21 protein-coding genes and 1 pseudogene are annotated in these 20,569 nt (G+C 46.5%); 10 read left to right on the top strand and 12 right to left on the bottom strand.

What is annotated here, in order from left to right:
* Window positions 1–84 precede the first annotated feature (84 nt).
* Both ACH10T_RS03125 and scpB read left to right on the top strand, forming a co-directional pair.
* Window positions 85–894 (top strand): segregation and condensation protein A, encoded by an 810-nt coding sequence (locus ACH10T_RS03125; RefSeq protein ID WP_394807870.1) that lies wholly within the window; start codon window positions 85–87, stop codon window positions 892–894.
* Window positions 860–1,489: an SMC-Scp complex subunit ScpB gene (scpB, locus tag ACH10T_RS03120; protein ID WP_394807869.1), complete on the top strand. Its 630-nt coding sequence runs from the start codon at window positions 860–862 to the stop codon at window positions 1,487–1,489. Before ACH10T_RS03125 ends, scpB begins: the two co-directional genes overlap by 35 nt.
* Here scpB and ACH10T_RS03115 read toward each other — a convergent pair.
* Complete coding sequence (locus ACH10T_RS03115) at window positions 1,483–2,313, bottom strand: inositol monophosphatase family protein (RefSeq protein ID WP_394807868.1); 831 nt, start codon at window positions 2,311–2,313, stop codon at window positions 1,483–1,485. The two genes, scpB and ACH10T_RS03115, sit on opposite strands and share 7 nt — an antisense overlap.
* Before the next feature lie 565 nt (window positions 2,314–2,878).
* A complete protein-coding gene (locus ACH10T_RS03110; RefSeq protein WP_394807867.1) occupies window positions 2,879–3,802 on the bottom strand; it encodes a porin family protein in 924 nt (307 codons plus the stop codon).
* Between the two features lie 134 nt (window positions 3,803–3,936).
* Here ACH10T_RS03110 and aat point away from each other — a divergent pair, with 134 nt between their 5' ends.
* From aat to ACH10T_RS03080, 6 genes are read left to right on the top strand one after another with little or no spacing between them, the layout of a single operon-like run.
* Window positions 3,937–4,635, top strand: coding sequence for a leucyl/phenylalanyl-tRNA--protein transferase (gene aat / locus ACH10T_RS03105; protein WP_394807866.1), 699 nt, complete (start codon window positions 3,937–3,939; stop codon window positions 4,633–4,635).
* The gene (locus ACH10T_RS03100) at window positions 4,619–5,353 is read left to right on the top strand and encodes an arginyltransferase (RefSeq protein ID WP_394807865.1); all 735 of its coding nucleotides are present in this window, start codon (window positions 4,619–4,621) and stop codon (window positions 5,351–5,353) included. The genes aat and ACH10T_RS03100 overlap by 17 nt, the downstream gene beginning before the upstream one ends.
* 40 nt (window positions 5,354–5,393) lie before the next feature.
* Window positions 5,394–6,437 (top strand): quinone-dependent dihydroorotate dehydrogenase, encoded by a 1,044-nt coding sequence (locus ACH10T_RS03095; protein ID WP_394807864.1) that lies wholly within the window; start codon window positions 5,394–5,396, stop codon window positions 6,435–6,437.
* The gene (gene rsxB / locus ACH10T_RS03090) at window positions 6,438–7,121 is read left to right on the top strand and encodes an electron transport complex subunit RsxB (protein WP_394807863.1); all 684 of its coding nucleotides are present in this window, start codon (window positions 6,438–6,440) and stop codon (window positions 7,119–7,121) included.
* Complete coding sequence (gene nth, locus ACH10T_RS03085; protein ID WP_394807862.1) at window positions 7,118–7,750, top strand: endonuclease III; 633 nt, start codon at window positions 7,118–7,120, stop codon at window positions 7,748–7,750. The genes rsxB and nth overlap by 4 nt, the downstream gene beginning before the upstream one ends.
* A 15-nt stretch (window positions 7,751–7,765) precedes the next feature.
* Window positions 7,766–8,203, top strand: coding sequence for a DUF1841 family protein (locus ACH10T_RS03080; protein WP_394807861.1), 438 nt, complete (start codon window positions 7,766–7,768; stop codon window positions 8,201–8,203).
* Window positions 8,204–8,285: 82 nt separating this feature from the next.
* Here the strand turns inward: ACH10T_RS03080 and ACH10T_RS03075 are convergent, their stop codons facing one another.
* The 6 genes from ACH10T_RS03075 to ACH10T_RS03050 all read right to left on the bottom strand — a co-directional run bounded on the left by ACH10T_RS03075 (window position 8,286) and on the right by ACH10T_RS03050 (window position 14,054).
* Window positions 8,286–8,615, bottom strand: a complete 330-nt coding sequence (locus ACH10T_RS03075; RefSeq protein WP_394807860.1) for a c-type cytochrome — start codon at window positions 8,613–8,615, stop codon at window positions 8,286–8,288.
* Window positions 8,616–8,642: 27 nt separating this feature from the next.
* Window positions 8,643–8,969: a c-type cytochrome gene (locus ACH10T_RS03070; protein ID WP_394807859.1), complete on the bottom strand. Its 327-nt coding sequence runs from the start codon at window positions 8,967–8,969 to the stop codon at window positions 8,643–8,645.
* 107 nt (window positions 8,970–9,076) lie between these two features.
* On the bottom strand, window positions 9,077–11,002 hold the full coding sequence (locus ACH10T_RS03065; RefSeq protein WP_394807858.1) for an ATP-binding cassette domain-containing protein: 1,926 nt from the start codon (window positions 11,000–11,002) through the stop codon (window positions 9,077–9,079).
* A 327-nt stretch (window positions 11,003–11,329) separates the two neighbouring features.
* A complete protein-coding gene (locus tag ACH10T_RS03060) occupies window positions 11,330–11,755 on the bottom strand; it encodes an Hsp20/alpha crystallin family protein (protein WP_394807857.1) in 426 nt (141 codons plus the stop codon).
* Between the two features lie 341 nt (window positions 11,756–12,096).
* Window positions 12,097–12,747, bottom strand: a complete 651-nt coding sequence (locus tag ACH10T_RS03055; RefSeq protein WP_394807856.1) for a hypothetical protein — start codon at window positions 12,745–12,747, stop codon at window positions 12,097–12,099.
* A 164-nt stretch (window positions 12,748–12,911) separates the two neighbouring features.
* The gene (locus tag ACH10T_RS03050; RefSeq protein ID WP_394807855.1) at window positions 12,912–14,054 is read right to left on the bottom strand and encodes a Fic family protein; all 1,143 of its coding nucleotides are present in this window, start codon (window positions 14,052–14,054) and stop codon (window positions 12,912–12,914) included.
* 367 nt (window positions 14,055–14,421) lie between these two features.
* Here ACH10T_RS03050 and ACH10T_RS03045 point away from each other — a divergent pair, with 367 nt between their 5' ends.
* Window positions 14,422–16,695 carry a Rab family GTPase gene (locus ACH10T_RS03045; RefSeq protein WP_394807854.1) on the top strand — a complete coding sequence of 758 codons (2,274 nt, stop codon included), beginning with the start codon at window positions 14,422–14,424 and terminating at the stop codon, window positions 16,693–16,695.
* A gap of 117 nt (window positions 16,696–16,812) precedes the next feature.
* On the opposite strand, the gene ACH10T_RS03040 is transcribed toward ACH10T_RS03045, so the two are convergent.
* From ACH10T_RS03040 to glyS, 4 genes and pseudogenes are all read right to left on the bottom strand, one after another.
* A complete protein-coding gene (locus ACH10T_RS03040; RefSeq protein ID WP_394807853.1) occupies window positions 16,813–17,505 on the bottom strand; it encodes a M48 family metallopeptidase in 693 nt (230 codons plus the stop codon).
* A gap of 2 nt (window positions 17,506–17,507) precedes the next feature.
* Window positions 17,508–18,239 (bottom strand): lysophospholipid acyltransferase family protein, encoded by a 732-nt coding sequence (locus ACH10T_RS03035; protein WP_394807852.1) that lies wholly within the window; start codon window positions 18,237–18,239, stop codon window positions 17,508–17,510.
* Window positions 18,236–18,775: a D-glycero-beta-D-manno-heptose 1,7-bisphosphate 7-phosphatase gene (gene gmhB / locus ACH10T_RS03030; RefSeq protein WP_394807851.1), complete on the bottom strand. Its 540-nt coding sequence runs from the start codon at window positions 18,773–18,775 to the stop codon at window positions 18,236–18,238. Before gmhB ends, ACH10T_RS03035 begins: the two co-directional genes overlap by 4 nt.
* A gap of 1 nt (window position 18,776) precedes the next feature.
* Window positions 18,777–20,357, bottom strand: a pseudogene (gene glyS, locus ACH10T_RS03025) (glycine--tRNA ligase subunit beta); the annotation flags it as partial.
* A 103-nt stretch (window positions 20,358–20,460) separates the two neighbouring features.
* Between glyS and ACH10T_RS03020 the strand changes: the two are divergent.
* Window positions 20,461–20,569 (top strand): hypothetical protein (locus ACH10T_RS03020; RefSeq protein WP_394807871.1); only part of this gene is annotated, 109 nt, incomplete at its 3' end.

Genomic DNA, 20,569 nt, shown 5'->3' with positions numbered 1-20,569 from the left:
CTCCTTCCAGTCTCTCAAGAAGGAGCCAGAAACACCATACAAGCTTGTCGAAGGACTTAATCAGTACTCCCATAGCAGCAAGCAGTGAATTCCGATATCGATTCTGTTGAACCCCAACCGTTCGCTAAAATCTGCGGCGAACCGTTGCTGGAGATTCCGCAGGATTTGTATATTCCCCCTGACGCACTCGAAATTTTCCTGGATACTTTCCAGGGCCCGCTGGACTTGCTGTTATATCTGATCCGCAAACATAATCTGGAAATTCTTGATATTCCGATGGCCGAGCTCACTTTGCAATATATGGCCTACGTTGAAATAATGCGCGTTGATCAACTGGAACTGGCGGCAGAATATCTGCTCATGACCGCGTTGCTGATTGAAATCAAATCACGCATGCTTTTGCCCAATCCAAAGACTGAAACGGAACAAGAACACGATCCGCGCGCTGAGCTGGTAAGACGTTTACTCGAATACGAGCAAATGAAAAAAGCCGCATTACGCCTCAATGAATTGCCACAAGCTGAACGTGACTTTAGCGTCATTCAGGTGTGGATTGAACGAAATAGTGTCGAACAATTACCCACTATCCACATGGATGATTTGTACCATGCCTGGGTCGCCATTCTGACTCGCGCCAAAGTCAATCGCCATCATCAGATCAAACGTGAAACCCTGTCCGTACGTGCCTATATGACTCAGGTGCTGCGCGATCTGCGCGGGCACAAACAGGTTGAGTTCTATGACTTGTTCAGTCCTTCAGCGACTGTCGCTGAAGTTGTCGTCACTTTTTTGGCAATCCTGGAACTGGCTAAGGAATTGTTGCTGGAAATTTCTCAGGCTAAAGATTCTGGAATTATTTATGTCTGCGCCATTGATGCCACTTCACCAGCCTGATCCATTGGATTCGCTGAATCCCGAGAAAACTAGGCGGATTCTGGAAGCGGCATTGCTGGCGGCACAAGATCCTTTGCCCATCAGCGAATTAAGAAAGTTATTCAATAATGAATTGAGTACTGCCGTGCTATCCAAATTACTGGAAGAAATCCGCGAGAAATGGCGCGACAGCGGCGTTGAACTGGTCACGGTAGCAAGCGGCTGGCGGTTCCAGACCAAAGCGGACATGCAGCCGTATCTGGATCGATTGACCCCGCAAAAGGTACCGCGTTATTCCCGCGCGGTCTTGGAAACCCTCGCTATTATTGCCTACCGCCAGCCCGTGACACGGGGGGATATTGAAGAAATTCGCGGTGTGGGTGTTTCCAGTTCGGTGCTCAAAACACTCTTTGCACGCGGCTGGATTGAAGCTATCGGGCATCGTAATGTACCCGGAAAACCGGAGTTGTTCGCCACTACGCAGCATTTTCTGGATGATCTGAATCTGCGCTCGCTAGAAGAACTTCCACCACTGGAAGAGATGAAATCCTTGATTGAATCCAGCGACAAGAATCAGGACCTGCCTTTTGAAGAACCGGAAGAATCCGATCACTGAGAGCTTGCCGCTCGCTGCACTTCGATCAGCGCAGGGGTAAGGTGGGGCGCAATCACCTGCAGCAATTGCCCGAATATTTTTGGATTGCCAGCAATAATTTGCCCGCTTTCCAATTGTGTCTCATTGCCTTCCAGGTCACCGACCAATCCGCCCGCTTCGGTAATCAGCAGACAACCGGCTGCCATATCCCATGGCGCCAAGCCAATTTCCCAAAAACCATCATAACGCCCGTTCGCCACATAGGCCAAATCCAGCGCAGCAGAACCCGGACGGCGAATCCCCGCAGTGCGCGGAATAATGTCCTTCAACATGGCAATATAAGCATCCAGGTGCGTCAAATCACGAAATGGAATGCCCGTACCGATCAAGCAATCCTCAAGCCGGGTACGTTTACTAACACGAATCCGGCGGTCATTCAGAAAGGCGCCACCACCCCGGCTAGCCGTAAATAGTTCATTATTGGTTGGGTCGTAAACCACCGCATGACTGAGCACACCTTTATGCTTGACTGCAATGGAAACCGAATATTTTGGAAACCCATGCAGGAAATTGGTCGTGCCATCGAGTGGATCAATAATCCACTGATATTCTGAATTTTTTTCATCGCCCCGGCAACCACTTTCTTCCGCCAGAATCGCGTGATCGGGATAAGCCGCTAGCAAAACCTTGATAATGGCGTCTTCAGCCGCGCCATCGACTTCACTGACATAGTCACTGTGTGATTTTTTCGACACATTGAGCAAATCCAGATTTTGTGAAGCCTGATTAATAATACTACCGGCACGGCGCGCGGCTTTCACCGCGATGGTTAGCATTGGATGCATGTTTTTGATTCAGAATTTAACAGAAGGAAGCGCGATTCTAATATGAATCGACCTTGCACGCTTGATTTTATGGTTTTGCAAATAATCGTGGCGATCAAGGAATCTGTCTACTACGTTGCAATTTTGTTGGATCGATGGATTGTTCAGGCACTTACAAAAAAAACGATGATGCCAATAAAGCACCTCGCCGCAAGCAACAGGGTATTGAACCCGGAGAGATAAACGAGAATACCTACTATCACAGCAGCAGACTTTACAATTATTTGATCGGATACTACCTCAGTATCTCTGGTTAGGTCTCGCGGTGATACTGGAGTAGCATCATATCAGGAACATTTCCATTGATACCGCAACGTACTGCTGCATAGGAACATACAGAGCCCGGCCATAACCACAAAAAAACACCTCACTAAACAACCAGCGAGGTGCCAAGGCTTCGTTACACATACATACTCTTCTGGCTGTGAACGGAACTAAAAAACAACGATGAGAAACTAAAAAATTTTCTATTTATGTGTATTAGACTACTGTTAAACCATCACTCTCATTCAGTATTTAAATATTTTTAGAATCCAATACCAACATAACCGCCAGCAGTCATACCGCTCAAATTAACGTTATCTGTCCTTCCGGCTGTCAAGTGATAGCGACCCTCGATGCCGACAAAAAAGTCCTTCCAGATGTTGTAATCAACACCCGCGCCAAATTGAACACCAGGTGCCAAAACCGTAATAGACTCGGATGGCGGGCTCATGACGTGAACTGCCAAACCTGCAGGAATAACCCAAGGTCTAATTTTTGAACCTTCGAAAAATTTGATTTTAGGTGATGCGGATACCGTAAATTGGCTAACCGTTACATTAATCGGATTTATTGCGCCGCCTGCTAGCACACTCGGCGCATTACCTACCGCACCGTTACCCAGAACATGCGCACCGAATTGCTTATACTCAAACATCAGTTCTGCAAAAACTGTCGTTTTTGGCATAAACCCCCACATATCTCTGGTCAGCCCCCAATCAATACCTGCTCCCACATACCAACCCTGTTTATCAGGTTGGTCCTGCGCGCCAACCGGTGATACTTGACTTTGTATGGATACGCCGTTTCGGTGATTCATCATGTGTGCAAAACCACCACGGAAGTGCAGCATACGGGTTTTTTCTGTTATATCCGAACCGATGCGTTCCGATAATGGATCTACTCGTTCTACCAACGCAGCCTTTCTCACTTCAAGACTATTTATTTTCTGTTCTGTCTGACTAGTAGTTTGTTCTATACTTTTAACCTTCTGTGCAGCCTGAGCGGATTCAGATTTCATTCTTTGCAATTCAACTTGAATGGCCTGCAGACTTTGTTCTAATTGCTTGATACGCTCTGCAGCTACATCATGCGCTAAAGCATGCGGTGCCGCCATCACAGCAGCCAAAAAGAACGAGCCTGCAGCAATACGGGAAGCCAGCCGTACTTTGTCGAGAAGATTTCTCACTTATGTCTCCTTTATATTTCTTAATTATTCTGGTTATAGGTTTGTAATCGGAAACCGATGGTAATTAAACGTTAAAATAGCAACCTTGATCTATATCAAACTAATATCAATCAATATCTATAACTTGAAAATTTATGATCCCCGGCAGTAGAACCTGTGCATCGTTCCCACCCGTAGAGAACGCACTCAGCGAGCCCAACGGATTATTAGCAGTTGGCGGAGATCTTTCGCCACAGCGTCTGCTTGAGGCTTATAGCAGAGGCATTTTTCCCTGGTTTAATGAAGACGATCCGATACTTTGGTGGAGTCCGGATCCGCGAATGGTGTTGTTTCCTGATGAATTAAAAATTTCTCGCTCTTTACGCAAGATACTCAAAAAAGACCACTATCAGATTCGTACTGATTGTAGTTTTACTCAGGTTATGCACGCTTGTGCTGCGCCACGCAAAGGACAAGCAGGGACATGGATACACCCGCAAATGGTTGTTGCTTATACAATACTGCACGAAATGGGACTGGCACACTCTATTGAAACCTGGATGGATGGCGTACTGGTTGGCGGTCTCTACGGCGTATCGTTAGGTAAGGTATTTTTTGGTGAATCGATGTTTTCTCTTGTTCCGGATGCCTCGAAAATTGCCTTCGTCCATCTGGTAAAGCAATTACAATGCTGGGAGTACGGCTTGATTGATTGTCAGGTTAAAACCGGCCATCTGGCATCTTTGGGTGCACGGGAAATTTCAAGAGTGGAATTCGGTCAAAAGCTGAATACCTTGATCAGCGGATCCAATCTCGGCAGCAAATGGCACTTTGATCGTGTTCAAATTGAATAATGGGCATACCGTGATTAAATTTCACACCACCAGTACCTATCCTTGTAGTTATTTACCCGGTGAACTGGCATGCTCTGAAGTAGCCGCGCCAGAGTATCTCATTGATAATCAGACTTATGGAAATTTGATACAGGCTGGTTTCCGCCGCAGCGGCCTTTATACCTATCGCCCCAGTTGTGCGCATTGTCGTGCGTGTCTGTCTGTACGTGTTAACGTGAATCGCTTTACGCCCAATCGCACACAGCGCCGCACTTGGAAACAGCATCAGCATTTGACAGCCATTCAGCTCCCATTGCATTACAAGCCGGTGCATTATGCACTTTATCAACAATATCAGATAAAACGCCATGCGGGTGGCGGTATGGATCATGATTGCCGGGAGCAATACCACAGTTTTTTATTACAAAGCCATGTAAATTCCAGGCTGATTGAGTTCCATGAGGGAGATCAGCTGCGCATGGTCAGTATTGTCGATGTCCTGCCGGACGGGCTTTCATCGGTTTATACTTTCTTCGATGCGGATGTCGCCAATGCGAGTTTTGGTACCTATAACATCTTATGGCAGATTGAACAATGCCGGAAACTTGGCTTGACTTACCTGTATCTGGGTTATTGGATCAAAGAAAATCGAAAGATGCGCTATAAAGCCAATTTCCAACCGCTGGAAGTCTTGACGAACGGTCAGTGGCAATTGCTGGACAGCAGCAGTTTCTTATGAAAATTTCTCAAATCGGCAATCGTTCAGGATAAAATTCCCTATGCTCTACACATTCCTTCGCCCGCTGCTTTTTAAACTTGATCCTGAATCCGCTCATTGCATTACTTTCAGCGCCATCGAGCAGATCAGAAAGTTTGGATTACTAAAAAACACTGCTATTGCTTGCCAGCCGCGCAACATCATGGGATTGGATTTTCCCAATCCTGTCGGCCTTGCCGCTGGGCTGGATAAGAATGGCGAGCATCTGGATGCGCTTGCTGCGTTGGGATTTGGTTTTCTTGAAATCGGCACAGTGACACCGCGACCTCAACCGGGTAATCCGGCCCCAAGAATTTTTCGGATTCCCGAAGCGAATGCTGTGATCAATCGGTTGGGTTTTAATAATCATGGCGTGGATCAATTGATCGAAAATATCAAACACTCAGACTATCAAGGCATTTTAGGTATTAATATCGGCAAAAATTTCGATACCCCGCTTGAGCAGGCGGTGGAAGATTACCGGATCGGCTTGCAGAAAGTGTATCCTTATGCCAGTTATGTCACGGTCAATATTTCATCGCCCAATACGCAGAATTTGCGGCAATTACAAGCCACCGATGCGCTGGATCATTTGTTAAGCGAACTAAAATCCGAGCAAATCAAGCTCGCGCAAATACATGGCAAATACGTGCCTATGGTAGTAAAAATTGCTCCTGATCTTGAGCTAGCACAAATTGAATCGATTGCTGCATTACTGATGAAGCATCAAATAGATGGTGTGATTGCAACCAATACAACGATTTCACGGACTAGCATTGAGCACTTGCCGGTAGCACAGGAAAGTGGCGGTTTGAGCGGCGCTCCACTGACGCAACGCGCCACCGCGATTGTTCATCAACTGCATCACTTGCTGCAAGGCGCCTTACCCATTATCGGTGTCGGCGGGATTATGTCGGCGGGCGATGCACAGGACAAGATAGAAGCCGGTGCAAGTTTGATACAACTGTATACCGGTCTGATTTATTATGGCCCTGACTTGGTCAAAGAAATTGCACAGGCTGTTTGCGCTGATAAAACTAAACAGAACGATTCATTAGCGTATTAGATGAGCCAGCAACTTATAGAAAAAATAGACGCCATTTTGCCGCAAACCCAATGTGGAAAATGTGGTTTCCCAGGATGCAAACCCTATGCAGAAGCCATCGCGAAAGACCGCGCCGATATCAATCAATGCCCGCCCGGAGATACGGAAGCTATACACAAATTGGCAGAATTATTGGGCGTACCCCCCAAGCCACTGAATACATCGCATGGCTTACCCAAACCCAGAGTGGCCGCCTGGATTGATGAGCGTATTTGTATCGGCTGTACGTTTTGTATCAAATCCTGTCCTGTCGATGCAATCGTCGGTGCCGCCAAACAAATGCATACAGTGATCGCCGCAGAATGTACAGGATGTGAATTATGTATTGCGCCTTGCCCGATGGATTGCATCAGTCTGATCCCGGTGACTGAGAAAATGGATGACGCACTCAATTTGCCAGCCGATTTGGTTAAAAAACAGGCTGCCGATGCTGCGCGCTCACGATATGAATTCAGGTTACAGAGATTGGCACGAGAAAAACAAGCGAATAAAAAACCACTCCAACACAAAAATACCGTGCAGCCAGAAATAATCAGTGCAGCAGCGGAAGCGCGCAAACAGACAATTGTTCAAGCTGCAATAAAACGGGCAATAGTCGCACGATCCCGGACTGTCAAAAATAATTTGACCAATAAAACCACATGAACTCCGCTAAGCGCCATGAAATTTTTGCTTGCCTGAAATTAGCAAATCCGCATCCAACAACTGAACTGGAGTACCACTCCCCGTTTGAGCTGCTGATTGCTGTCATTCTTTCGGCGCAAGCCACCGACAAAAGCGTCAATCTGGCAACACGAAAATTATTCCCCAAGGCCAACACACCGGAAAAAATTCTTGCCTTGGGTGAAGCAGGTTTGACCGAATTTATTAAAAGTATTGGATTATATAAAACTAAGGCAAAAAATATTCTGGCAACTTGCCAATTACTCATGCAGCAACACCTTAGCGAAGTACCTCGCACGCGCGAACAACTGGAGAAATTACCCGGTGTCGGGCGTAAAACTGCAAATGTGATTTTGAATACCGCTTTTGGTGAACCAACCATCGCCGTAGATACGCATATTTTCCGGATTGCCAATCGCACGGGTATTGCGCCCGGAAAGAATGTGCTGGAGGTAGAATTAAAACTACTTAAAGTAGTGCCCAAAGAATTCCGTCTGGATGCACACCACTGGCTGATTCTGCACGGCCGGTACGTTTGTAAAGCCAGAAAACCGGAATGTGCTGTATGTACAATTAATCATCTATGCGAATTTAAAGACAAGAAGATTTAACCCCGATATCAGGCTATGTTTAAACCATCCAGAGAACAGGCACGCCAATTATTTTTTGATACATGGCGCAAATACCGCCAGCACGAAATATTATCCGGTATTGAAACGATTGTATTGGAGGTGATACTGCTACATCCTGAATACCATGGTATTCTGGATGATGCCGATCGGTATCTGGATAAGGACTATTCACCCGAGATGGGCGATACCAATCCATTTCTACATATGAGCATGCACGTGGCGATCAAAGAACAATTGTCTATTAATCAGCCGATTGGGATCTGTGAGCGATTTGCACGCTTGCAGACAAATACAGGAAGTGCGCATACTGCCACACACCAAGTAATGGAATGTTTAGCAGAAATGGTATGGCAAGCACAACGCAATCAATCTGCGCCCGATGCTACCATCTACTTTGATTGTTTAGACAAACAATTAAATTCAACAAGCTAATAAAATAATAAGAACGGGATAAAACCGACTTTCAGTCAGTGTTTATCCCGCTCTTAAATCTGGTACAACTAAATTGATCTGTTTATTTGTTTGAATTTAGGCTGCCAGATTGGCTTGAATAATAAAAAGCCAGATTCTCAATATCCGCTGCGCTCAAACTTGCGGCCATGCCAGCCATAATTGGATCTTTCCGGCTGCCGGATTTGTAATCTTGCAATGCTTTTTCCAAATAAGTTCTATATTGTCCACCGATCTTGGGGAAATTTGGAACAGGGCTATTACCATCTGCGCCATGACATGAAGCACAAACTTCAGCTGCTTTACTTTTACCTGCTTCAATATCAGCAGCCACTACTTGACTGGATAGTATCAAGGCTGCACCGCTTAATGCGGCAATTACATAGTTCTTCATAATGCGTTCCTTGCGTTAATGACTTAATTAATTTTTAGAATAATAAGCAGCAACATCTTCTATATCTTGTTGAGATAGCGTTTTAACCAGAGCTGTCATAGTAGGATGACTGCGTGTACCATTTTTGTATCCTTCCAGCGCTTTAACGATATAATCCGCGTGTTGTCCACCAAGCTTTGGAACATGATAGGCGGAAGGGAAAGCTGTTTTGTACAATGGAATTCCGTGACAACCTTCACACATTGAAGTTTTTGTTTTTCCTGCTGCTGCATCTCCAGCCGATTGCGCTACCCCAGAAAATGCTAAAAGCATACTCAAGGCAATTAATAAATTCATAACTGATTTTTGTTTCATATAAGCCTCCCTCTCTCAAAAGTTGAACTTTAAACGATGTGTTCGATTTGGTCAATGAATAGTGTAAGCATGTCCATGTTGTTTATAAGGAAATGCTGTCATAAGTGCTACGTTTTTGCGGCAGATTTTGATTCTAATTCTTCCCATCTTGCAATGCAGTCTATCAGTTCTTTTTCAATCGTCGCAAAGCGTGCTTGCAGTGCTGTTGCTTCGTCCGGATAATCACGATAAATAATTGGTTCATTCAAACGCAAGGTAATATTTGCTTGTTCTTGTTCCAAGCTATCAATTTTACCAGGTAATGCTTCCAGCTCACGCATTTCCTGATAACTAAGTTTCTTAGCTCGTGAAAACCCGGATGATTTAGGAATACTGGTTGGTGTAGTTTCTGACTGCTTCGATAATATTTTCTGCTGACCGATATTATCTTCAAAATATTTTGCACGTATCCAATCTTCATAACCACCAATATATTCACACAATTTTCCATTTCCTTCAAATGCAATTACTTGTGTGACGACATTATCAAGAAACTCACGATCGTGACTGACCAGAAATAATGTGCCGGTATAGTCCTGCAGCAAGGCTTCCAGCAGCTCGAGCGTTTCAATATCCAAATCATTTGTTGGCTCATCCAGTACGAGAACATTGGCAGGGCGTGTAAATAAACGAGCCAGCAACAATCGATTACGTTCGCCACCCGAAAGCGATTTGACTGGAGAACGGGCGCGCTGTGGCGCGAACAGGAAATCTTCCAGATAGCTGATGACATGTTTGCGTTTACCGTTAATCTCCACAAACTCCGAGCCCTGGCTGATGGTATCCGTCAGAATCATTTCTTCATCCAACTGTTCACGCATCTGGTCAAAATAGGCGACCGCTAGCTTGGTGCCCTGTTGAATTTCACCGGAATCCGGTTGTAATTCACCGAGAATTAATTTTAATAATGTAGATTTTCCAGCGCCATTGGGCCCTAATAGTCCTACGCGATCACCCCGCATAATGCGACAGGAAAAATCATTGATAATAATTTTATCGCCATAACTTTTACTAACGTGTTCCAGTTCGGCGACCAATTTACCTGAGCGTTCGCCCACATCCACATTGATATTGGCTTTACCAATCTTTTCTCTTCTGGCCGCGCGTTCCAAACGTAATGCTTCTAAATTTCTGACCCGGCCTTCATTGCGCGTGCGCCGCGCTTGAATTCCTTTACGTATCCAAACTTCTTCCTGTGCCAGAACCTTATCAAATTTCTGATTATGGGTAGCTTCAATTTCCAGAATTTCTGCTTTTTTTATCTGGTAATCAGTAAATTTCCCAGCGAAGGTCGCCAGTTTTCCGCGATCCAGCTCGATAATTCTTGTCGCCACATTATCCAAAAAACGCCGATCATGTGTGATAAACAAAACACTGCCAGAAAAACCCTGCAGCAATCCTTCCAACCATTCAATCGAAGTGAAATCAAGATGGTTAGTTGGCTCATCCAGTAATAAAACATCCGGGGATATCACCAAAGCACGCGCCAACGCCACCCGTTTTTTTAAACCACCCGAAAGGTGTGCAATGAGCGTATCGGTAGGCAAATTAAGCTTGTCAATCACCGTTTCTATTTTTGCTTGCAAGTTCCACCCATCTTGAACTTCCAATGCACCTTGCAAATCTTGCAATCGAATCAATAATGCTTCCGTGTTTTCTGTATTGTCACTTAACGCATGAGAGACCGCATGATAATCCAGCAATACCTGACTGATTTTCCCCAAACCGTTTGCAACTTCTTGATACACCGTATTGGCAGGATTCAGCACGGGTTCTTGTGATACAAAAGCCAGCTTTAAATTGGGCGCACACCAAAGCCTGCCGTCATCCAGTTTGATTTCGCTTGATAAGGCGCGCAGTAGACTCGATTTCCCCCCGCCATTTCTGCCGATCAAGCCCACACGCTCGCCCGGATCAAGTTGCAAATCTGCGTGGTCGAGCAAGGCATGATGGCCAAAAGCCAAGCAGGCGTTTTCCAGTGTAATAAGAGGCATTAGGGAAGTTTAATAGGGAACTGCTGGTTAATTAGGATTTATGGGATCTTCAAGAAAACGGAAGGGCGCTTCTAAAAATTCAAAGTTCTAAACAACACGAGACACGAGTAAAAATGACGCCGCAGCATATAGCTGATAGGTAAGGAAACATTCTTTGCAAGTAACAAAGTATTGTGAAGAAATTCGGATTTTAGAGGTGACCGGAAGACATTCTGTCATGCTTTATCGCGCTTGGCAAAAACAAGTTCTGATAAAAATGGAGCCCGCAGGCTCCATTTTGTCTGGCTGATTCAATAAAACAGATCAAATTTGATAATACCCGGATGATTACTGTACTGCTGTTACACTAATTTTCTTCGGCTGCACAGCTTCTCGCTTCGGTATAACTACTTCCAGCACACCATGTTTTGAAGCGGCTGATATCGCATCCGCATTGGCGGTATCCGGCAAACTGAAACGTCTGTAAAAAGAACCGTAAGTGCGTTCAACCCGCTTATAACCCTCTTTCTCAGTTTTCGCTTCCGATTTTTTTTCACCTCTGATGGTCAGCACACCGTCTTCCATACTGATATCTATTTCTTCCGGCTTAACACCAGGAATATCCGCATGGATAACAAATTTGTCAGCTTCTTCTTTGATATCAACAGCAGGCGCCCATTCCGCAGTTGCAGTAGAACCTTCAGCCCCGCTTCGTTCTAATTCTCTTTGCAGTTGACTGAGCAAACCCCAAGGTTCATAACGTGTAATGGCCATAATAAATTTCTCCTTATTGATTATAAAAAGCACATTGTGTATCTACAACAGCAACGCCTCACTCAATCTGTCGGGCATCTCTAAAAATCCAAATTTCGTCACAACACTTTGTTACTTATAAAAAATGTTTCCTTACATATCAAACATATGCTGCGTAACCATTTTTTGCTCGTGCCTCGTGTTGTTTAGAACTTTGAATTTTTAGAGACACCCTGTAACCAATAAACCTTTAATGCGGCGTTTTTACAGTTACAAAAAACTACACTTTCAGTTTATCGATATAAGGATCTTTTGTTCTTTTTCAAGCCGCTTAGAAAAATTTCCAAACACAGCGGCTGGTTTTATCGCACATGCCGACGACGCAACCCAAAAATGGTCGCGGCAGGCGCCAGTAGCAGTGAAACAACCCAGAGCCAATGACGTTTAAACCATTCCGATGGATTCGCCTGAACAGAAAAACTCGCTTCGGCAAGATCCAGAATTTTGGTGCTCTGCTGGCCATTATTTTGCGTTAAGAGATGCAACTGGAATTTTAAATCCTGAGACCCCGATGATTCCGGTGTGACACGCCAACGCCAGTTTGCAGTACCGCGATAAGCGGAGAGTTGCTCTTGCGGCCCCCGCTTATCAATCTCAAAATCCTCACCGGCAATTTCAGCCTTCATGTCGGGCGACACCACGCCAACAATCCCTTGGATTTCGGTGCCTTCGGACGACATTGAAACAATCTCATTCAGAAGCCTAGCAAACTTTTTCGTTTCCAGATTTAAAGCCACATCAAAAGGCTCATACTGTTTGACCGTAACCGGAATCGTGATCGCAGCACTGTCAATCGGAATTTTCATCATCAGCGTATTAATAAACTGCTTTTTAGCTGAAAACATATGCATAAAAGAATTGACCGAAAAGGGTACGACTAATAAAACCAGCAATAACGCGGCCGGCATGATCAGATTAAAATTCAAACCGGATTCAGGTTCAGACTTGCGCATGATTTCTCCAACTGTTTATTCATTCATAGTGGCAAATCATATCATTCTCGAAAAACAAATTGAGCGAATCGGGAATATTGCGTTCTGCCTGATAATCCCAACTGACCAGAATGATTCGCTTGCGCTAACCCGCACATGGCTGTGGATGATTCAGTAGCTGTAACTTAATCGCTAAAAATAGCCAAATATTCGGCAAAAATAAACACCCGATTACGGGTTTGCCCGGTAATTTCCTGCAAAATTCCATGCTTGCACATCTGAGCAACCAGTTCATTGGCAGTCTTATAACTGGTGTCACATATTTTTTGGACTGCATCAACGCTAGTAGCGGGTTGTATAAATAAGGCATTGAGCAAAAGCTGCGCGCTTGCGGCCCTGCGCCCAAAGTTGACCTGCAGATTCTGTTCCAGTTTTGCCTTTAAGGTTATGATGTTGGATAAGGTACTTACGGCCAATGACGCCGTTAATTCTATCCCAACCAGAAAATACTTAAGCCACTGCAACATATCGTTCTTCTCGCGCACCACCATCAAATTGTCATAATACAACCCCTTGTTCTTCTCAAAATAGCTTGAGAGATAAAGCAACGGTTTATCCAGAATTCCCTCGCTCACCAGAAACAAGGGAATGAGCAAACGCCCGATACGGCCGTTGCCATCCAGAAACGGATGTATGGTTTCAAACTGATAATGCGCAATTGCGATACGAATTAGCGCTGGAACATGAATATCCTGGTTGTGCAAAAAATGCTCCAGATCTCCCATCAGATCATTCACATGCTGATGATGTGGCGGAATGAATGCGGCATCCGCCAAACTGTGACCGCCTATCCAGTTCTGACTGGTGCGGAATTCGCCAGGCATCTTGTGTTCACCGCGTACACTTTGCAACAAAATAGCGTGTGTTTGCTTCAATAGCCTTGAGGACAAAGGCAATGTTTTAAGATCGTTGATCGCCTGATTCAGGGCTTGTTTGTAATTTTGCACTTCGCGCCAATCATTGCGATGCTCGGGCAAGATTTCCGATTCCGGCAACACCGCCTCACGCATGTTGGTTTGCGTGCCCTCAATGCGGCTTGAAACCACCGCCTCCTTAGTCACATGCAATTGGATGAACAGATTAATATTCGGCACCAAGCGCGCAAACGAATTGAGTTCGCCGAGTCTGACAGCTGCCTTTTCCAGCAACCGGTTCACCTGCGGCGCTTGCCACACCCATTCGTCATTGATGCTGGAAGGCATAAAATAACAGTATTCATAGCCTTTTTGATATTGCCCGGATTGATACTGCTCGAGATGTATCGTCATGTCATTTGTATGCGGAAAGTAACATATAAAATCCTTTATATTACTTTCATCGCCAAAAGTAAAATATAAATGATCTTATGTTAGTTTGTTTGGGATGCGACTCACTCGGCGCAATAATATTGCGCCCTACCTTGCTTTTACCGCCTAAAGTAAAATATGAGTGATCTTATGTTACTTTGATTGGGCTTCGGCTCAGCCTAATAACGCGAGATTTAAGATAGGTGAGAATGATGAAAGTATGGTGATGCTACGCCATCTGTCCCTCTAACATGGTTGTTCTTTAGTTGTTCAAATATTATTTGACATTGGCAATAAAGTCCAGTATTCTGCGCTTCGGAACAACACAAGAACAACGATGGAGAAAAAAATGAAAAAGCGATTTGTAGCAGCACTAAGCCGGTCTCAGGGGCGGAACGCATGGGCCGTGATCTTTCGGCATCCGATTCGGATTGATCCAAACACGAGTAAGGTTGGATTGCGAGTACGACAAGGTCTCGGAACTGCCGATGAGGTTGAAGCCAATCAGCTGAAAGATCAACTTAATCAGTTGCTAGAAAACGATTCATATTGGAACTTGTCTGCGAAGAGTGATGCCGAAAAGCGTTTTCACCGCCGAGTAGTAGAGATATTCTTTCATGGCATGGAACCCGAGGAGAACGACTTTGGAGTCATTCGCGAGTCGATTATCCCCCTGCCGACCTCGCAAAATTCAGATTACAGGCGTGCACTGCTCCTTGGAACAACCGGGGCAGGCAAAACGACACTGTTAAGGCAGTTGATTGGAACAGATCCAGAGACCGAGAGATTTCCGTCCACATCGTCGGCAAAGACCACTGTGCATGAGACAGAAGTTGTCCTCGACACTGGGCCATTCAGGGCTGCAGTTACTTTTTTTCCGGTGGATGAAGTACGAGAACATTTGAATGAATGCATTTCCGAGGCTGTACTTGCGGCATACCGGGGGGACAAAGACACCGAAATTTTACGGAAGCTCTTGATGCACGTAAATCAGCGATTCCGCTTCAATTACATTTTGGGTAATGGCCCACAAGTGCTGACATCGGATGACGATGATGATGAGGACGATAATTATGCCTCCACATTCATCAGCGAGAGCTTGTCTGACCAAACCATAAACATGGACAGCACCAATACTTTGCTTTCTGAGTGCATCACCGTATTGCGGGATATTGCAAGACGGCACGGGGATCAACTAAAAGTGGAACTGGGTGCAATTGACGAGAAAGATCAGCGCGTAGTCGATGAGTTATTCGAGGAGGAACTTGATCGTCGACTACGTGAAGATGAGGAATTCCATCTTGTTAGTGACAAACTGATGGACGAGATCGAGCTACGATTCTCACTGCTAGATGAAGAAGGGACAGTCCGCCGCAATAAACAAGGATGGCCTCAATCTTGGTCATGGCAGACTGACAACCGAGCCGCGTTTATTAAGGCGGTGACATGCTTCTCTAGTAATCATGCTCCGCGCTTCGGAAGGTTACTAACACCCTTGGTCAACGGGGTTCGCGTATCAGGTCCATTCATTCCTGAATGGAATGAGGACAAGCAACCCAAACTCGTTTTGCTGGATGGCGAGGGATTACTGCACACTCCGAAATCGGTAGTAACTATTTCGACTTCCATGATCCGGCGCATTGAATCCACAGATGCGATCATTCTTGTCGATAATGCTACAAGCCCTATGCTGGCAGCCCCAGTAGCCGCCATGAAAGAAATAATCACATCCGGCAGTGCCAGTAAACTCCTTCTCGTATTCACTCATTTCGATGAAGTTAAAGGCGACAACTTACCAAACGCGAGCGCCAAGGAGCAACATGTCCTAGCCTCGGCCGAAAATGTCTTGGCTGCAATTGGAGAAGAATTAGGGCCGTTCGCAAAAAGAGCATTGCGTGCCCGCCTGAAGGATGGCTGCTTCTTCGTAGGCGGCATAGACGAACACCTAGATGCCACAAAGAAATCGCAAAAGCGCACCATGAGCCAGATGCAGTCACTGCTGGCAACTATCGACAAAATCGTTGAAAAACCGGTCCCTGTACATGCAAAACCGATCTATGACCGCATGAATCTGGCTTTCGCAGTACAGAAAGCCGCAGAGGGCTTCCACGATATATGGTGGTCACGGCTAGGTCTTCCGTCTAAATCAGGAGTCAGCAAAGAGCACTGGAAGCGCATTTGGGCACTGAGTAGGCGACTCGGAACGCCGGGGTTTGGCGATGAGTACGACAATCTCAAACCCGTCGCGGATCTTCGCAAGCAACTACAGGATCGGCTGTACGTCCTATTGCAAAATCCTCTGCGATGGGATCCAATTGAACCGATTGATGATGCACACAAGCAGCAAGTCTTCGATGAGCTCGCTAAAGCGCTTTCGGCTAAAATACTAGATCTCTCTACCCGTCGGGTACGGAGCGAGCGAATGTCAGAGTGGCAAATGGCCTTCAACCAGTCTGGCCGGGGTTCAAGCTATGCTCGCGCCTCTATCATTGGGAAACAGATATATGAGCGCGCCGCGCCGGTACCAGACGTAACTCCGTCGCCAGATCGCAATTCCTTTCTTCATGAAGTGGCCGCCATTGTAGAAAGCGTTTGCCTAGAATTAGGAGCCAGCCTTAACTGAAAGTCTGAGCGTTTTATTAAGGAGCAGGTTCGATTGTTTCTTGTGTAATCACACATTGGATCAATGGGATCATCTATTAGCCTGTCTCCCTGTCTATAGCCTCAGATTAACCTGCAATTAACTATATCCTTTGAGCTCCTTTCGAGCTATCAGATACTCTGGATAAACGCTTTCCACCAACTTCCAGAATCTCGCCGAGTGATTCATCTCGATCAAATGCGATAGTTCATGCGCCGCAACGTAATCGACCAAATGCAGCGGCATCTGGATAAGGCGCCAGTTCAGGTGGATGATGCCGCGGCTGTTGCAACTGCCCCAGCGGGTTTTGGCGCGCGACAGGCGGAATGGGGGTACGGGCAGATTGAGTGCTTGGGCGTAGATCGCAATGCGCTGCTTGAAGCAGGTGATGGCTTGCTGGCCATACCAGGCCATCACGAATTTTTCGATTTGATTGGGATTGAGTTGCGCCGTGAATTGCTCCGCCAATGTCGCTGCATTAGCGGATTGGCAGGCCATTTGTATTTCACCCGATGGTTTCAGCGCGATGCGCCACGGTTCACCCAGTAATGGGTACGTGGCATCATTCGTCCAGGTTAATGCGAGATGTTTCTTGCTTTCCCAATGTTTGAGCTTTTTCGTTATCCAATCCGCTTTTTCCCGCAGGATGTTTTCAACATTGGGTATTGGGGTTTGTAATGGAACGCTGATACTCAAGCCATGACTATCAATTTTTAAACCGATGGATTTGCGCTTACAACGCTTGAGTGTGTAAGTAATTTCCCGGCCATTTAGAGTGGTTTGCGCGAACACTTTTATGGCTTCTGCTGGCTCTGCTTGCTGATACTCAGCATTTCATCCTCAATCCAGGCTTCCACTTTCGCATTCAATTCCCCGGCTTCCATTCCGGTAGGGTCGATCGGTTCGCCGATACTGACGGTGATAGTGCCGGGGTGTTTGACGAAAGAATTTCTCCCCCACAACTCGCCGGCATTATGCGCGACCGGCACTACCGGCACATTGGTATGCGTCGCCAGCCATGCGCCGCCAATGCGGTATTTGCCGCGCTGCCCCGGTGGGATGCGCGTGCCTTCCGGAAATATCACAATCCAGAATCCTTGGCTTAGCCGGTCTTTGCCTTGCTCAACGATTTGTTCCAAGGCTTTTTTCTTGGTGCTGCGGTCGATCGCGATTGGGCTGGTCATCGCCAATCCCCAGCCAAAAAATGGGATGCGCAGCAATTCTTTTTTCAGTACCCACACTTGCGGCGGAAAAATTTTCTGGAAAGCCAGCGTTTCCCAGGCCGATTGGTGTTTGGAAATCACGATGCTCGGCGTTTTCGGGATATTTTCCGCGCCGATGATTTGATAGCGAATCCCGCACAGGTGACGCAGCAGAAACAGCATGATCATTGTCCAGCTGGAAGTCACGCGATAGCGGTTATGCGGCGATAACGGGAAACAGGCCAGTGTCAGCAAGGCATACGGTGGCGTAATGATGATTTGCAGCAACATATACAGTGCTGAACGTAAAACTGCCACTATCATTCCTCTCCAGCCAATGCGTCGGCCACGGCGGCCAGATTCTCAAAAATCTGCGTCCCTGCGGGAATTTCTTTCGCGGTGCGCGTTGTTTGCCCGTTGCCGGTCAGCACCAGCATCGGTATGGCACCGACTGCGGCGGCGGCTTGTAGATCTTTTAATGAATCACCGACTGCCGGCGCATTCTTTAAATTAACCCCATAGCGCTGCATGATTTCATCCAATAAACCGGTTTCCGGTTTGCGGCAGGAACATTTATCCGCGTTGGTATGCGGGCAAAAAAATATGGCATCAATGCGCCCGCCTGCTTGATTGACCGCCTTGTACATTTTGTCATTAATGGCATTGTAAGTTGCCATGTCGAGCAACCCGCGCCCAATACCCGATTGATTGGTGGCGATGACCACGCGATAACCGGAATGCGTCAGCCGGGCAATCGCATCCAGGCTGCCAGGAATGGGAATCCACTCATCCGGTGTTTTGATAAATGCGTCACTGCTCTGATTAATCACACCGGTTTGGTCGAGGATGATCAGTTTCATATTAAGATGCCAGTTTAGAAAGATCGGCTATTTGATTCATGATCTGATGCAACTGCTTCAGCAAGGCAAGGCGGTTTTTGCGCAATGACTCATCTTCAACATTCACCATCACGTGATCAAAAAAGGTATCAACCGGCGATTTCAGCGCGGCCAGGATTTGCAGCGAAGCTGTGTAATCTCCGGAATCGAAAGCTTCTTTGGTTTTGGAAGAAAACCCTGTTAATGCCTGATAAAGCGCCTGCTCGGCAGGCTCTTGTAATAAACCGGTATCCACCGTGTCGCTGATACTACCTTCCGTTTTTTTGAGAATATTGCCCACCCGTTTGTTGGCGGCCGCCAGGCTAGCCGCTTCCGGCAATGCCGCAAAAGCACGCACGGCGGCAAGGCGTTTGGGAATATCGCTGAGCTGCTGCGGATTCAAACTGAGCACGGCGTCGACTTCCTGGGCGGTATAGCCTTGATCACGCAAGCTGCCAGCAAGGCGCTCGTAAAAGAATATTAACAGCTCTTGACGTATTTGATACAAGGTATGGTATTGCTCCAGCATAAAATCAGGTGAACGGCTTTCCCATTTTTCTGGAATATCTGCATCTTCAGTTATTCCAATTACTCGCTGCACCAATTTGTCTAACTCGAGTGACAAATCTTTCTCGATTAAAATTCTTATAATTCCTAGCGCATGTCGCCGTAATGCAAATGGATCTTTGTCGCCAGTTGGTACTTCACCAATCTTGAACATATTCACTAAGGTTTCCAGTTTGTCCGCAAGCGCCAGACAAACACCAACAGGGTTGCGCGGCAGCGTATCACCGGCAAAGCGCGGTTTATAATGATCTTCGATGGCAAACGCGACATCGTCGCTTAAGCCCTCGTGTTGCGCATAATAGCGCCCCATGATGCCTTGCAGTTCCGGAAATTCGCCGACCATATCGGTCAGCAAATCCGCTTTGGCCAATGTGGCGGCTTCATAAGCCTGCTTAGCCAGTTCGTCACCACCCAGTAGCTCGCCGATCATTTTCGCAATAGCGCGAACATAGTGCATGCGCATACCCTGCGTGCCCAGCTTATTGTGGTAAACCACCTTGTCCAATTCCGGCACGCGCGATTCCAGCGTTTTCTTGCGATCCTGATCAAAGAAAAACTTGGCGTCAGCCAGGCGGGAACGAACCACTCGTTCATTCCCGCCGATGACCAAGCCGGGATCAGTTGGTCGGATATTGGAAACCAGCAGGAATTTGTTGGCCAATTTTCCCTGTGCATCCAGCAACGGGAAGTATTTCTGATTCGCTTTCATGGTCAGAATCAAGCATTCCTGCGGCACTTGCAGAAATTCCACAGCAAATTTGCCAACCAGAACGTTGGGGTGTTCGACCAATGCGGTGACTTCGTCCAATAACGCGTCATCGTCGATCAGCGTGAGATGTTCCTGCGCCGCCGCGACAGCGAGCTGGTACGCGACTGCTTCGCGGCGCGCGGCAAAACTGGCAATGACAGCGCCTTCGGTGGCCAGTTGCTGCGCATAACTATCCGCACTGTGTAACACAATGGGATTTACTTTTGCCTCAAAACGATGCCCTTGCGTTTCGTAGAACGAAGTTTTTCAAGACATTTATTACGGGCAGCGAACGGTAGGTTACATTAAAAACGTACGGGAAGATGGTAAGATCGATTTATCACTTCAGCCTTTGGGCAGTTTCGGCGCAAAAGATCTGGGCGATAAAATCCTAGAGATTTTAAAAGCTGCGGGCGGTTCTTTACCGGTGACAGATAAAACTTCGCCCGAAGACATTTACG

The sequence above is a fragment of the Nitrosomonas sp. genome (assembly GCF_043753625.1).
Taxonomy (GTDB): domain Bacteria; phylum Pseudomonadota; class Gammaproteobacteria; order Burkholderiales; family Nitrosomonadaceae; genus Nitrosomonas.
The sequence above is the reverse complement of the archived record's forward strand: the minus strand, read 5'-3'. Positions and strand labels throughout refer to the sequence as shown.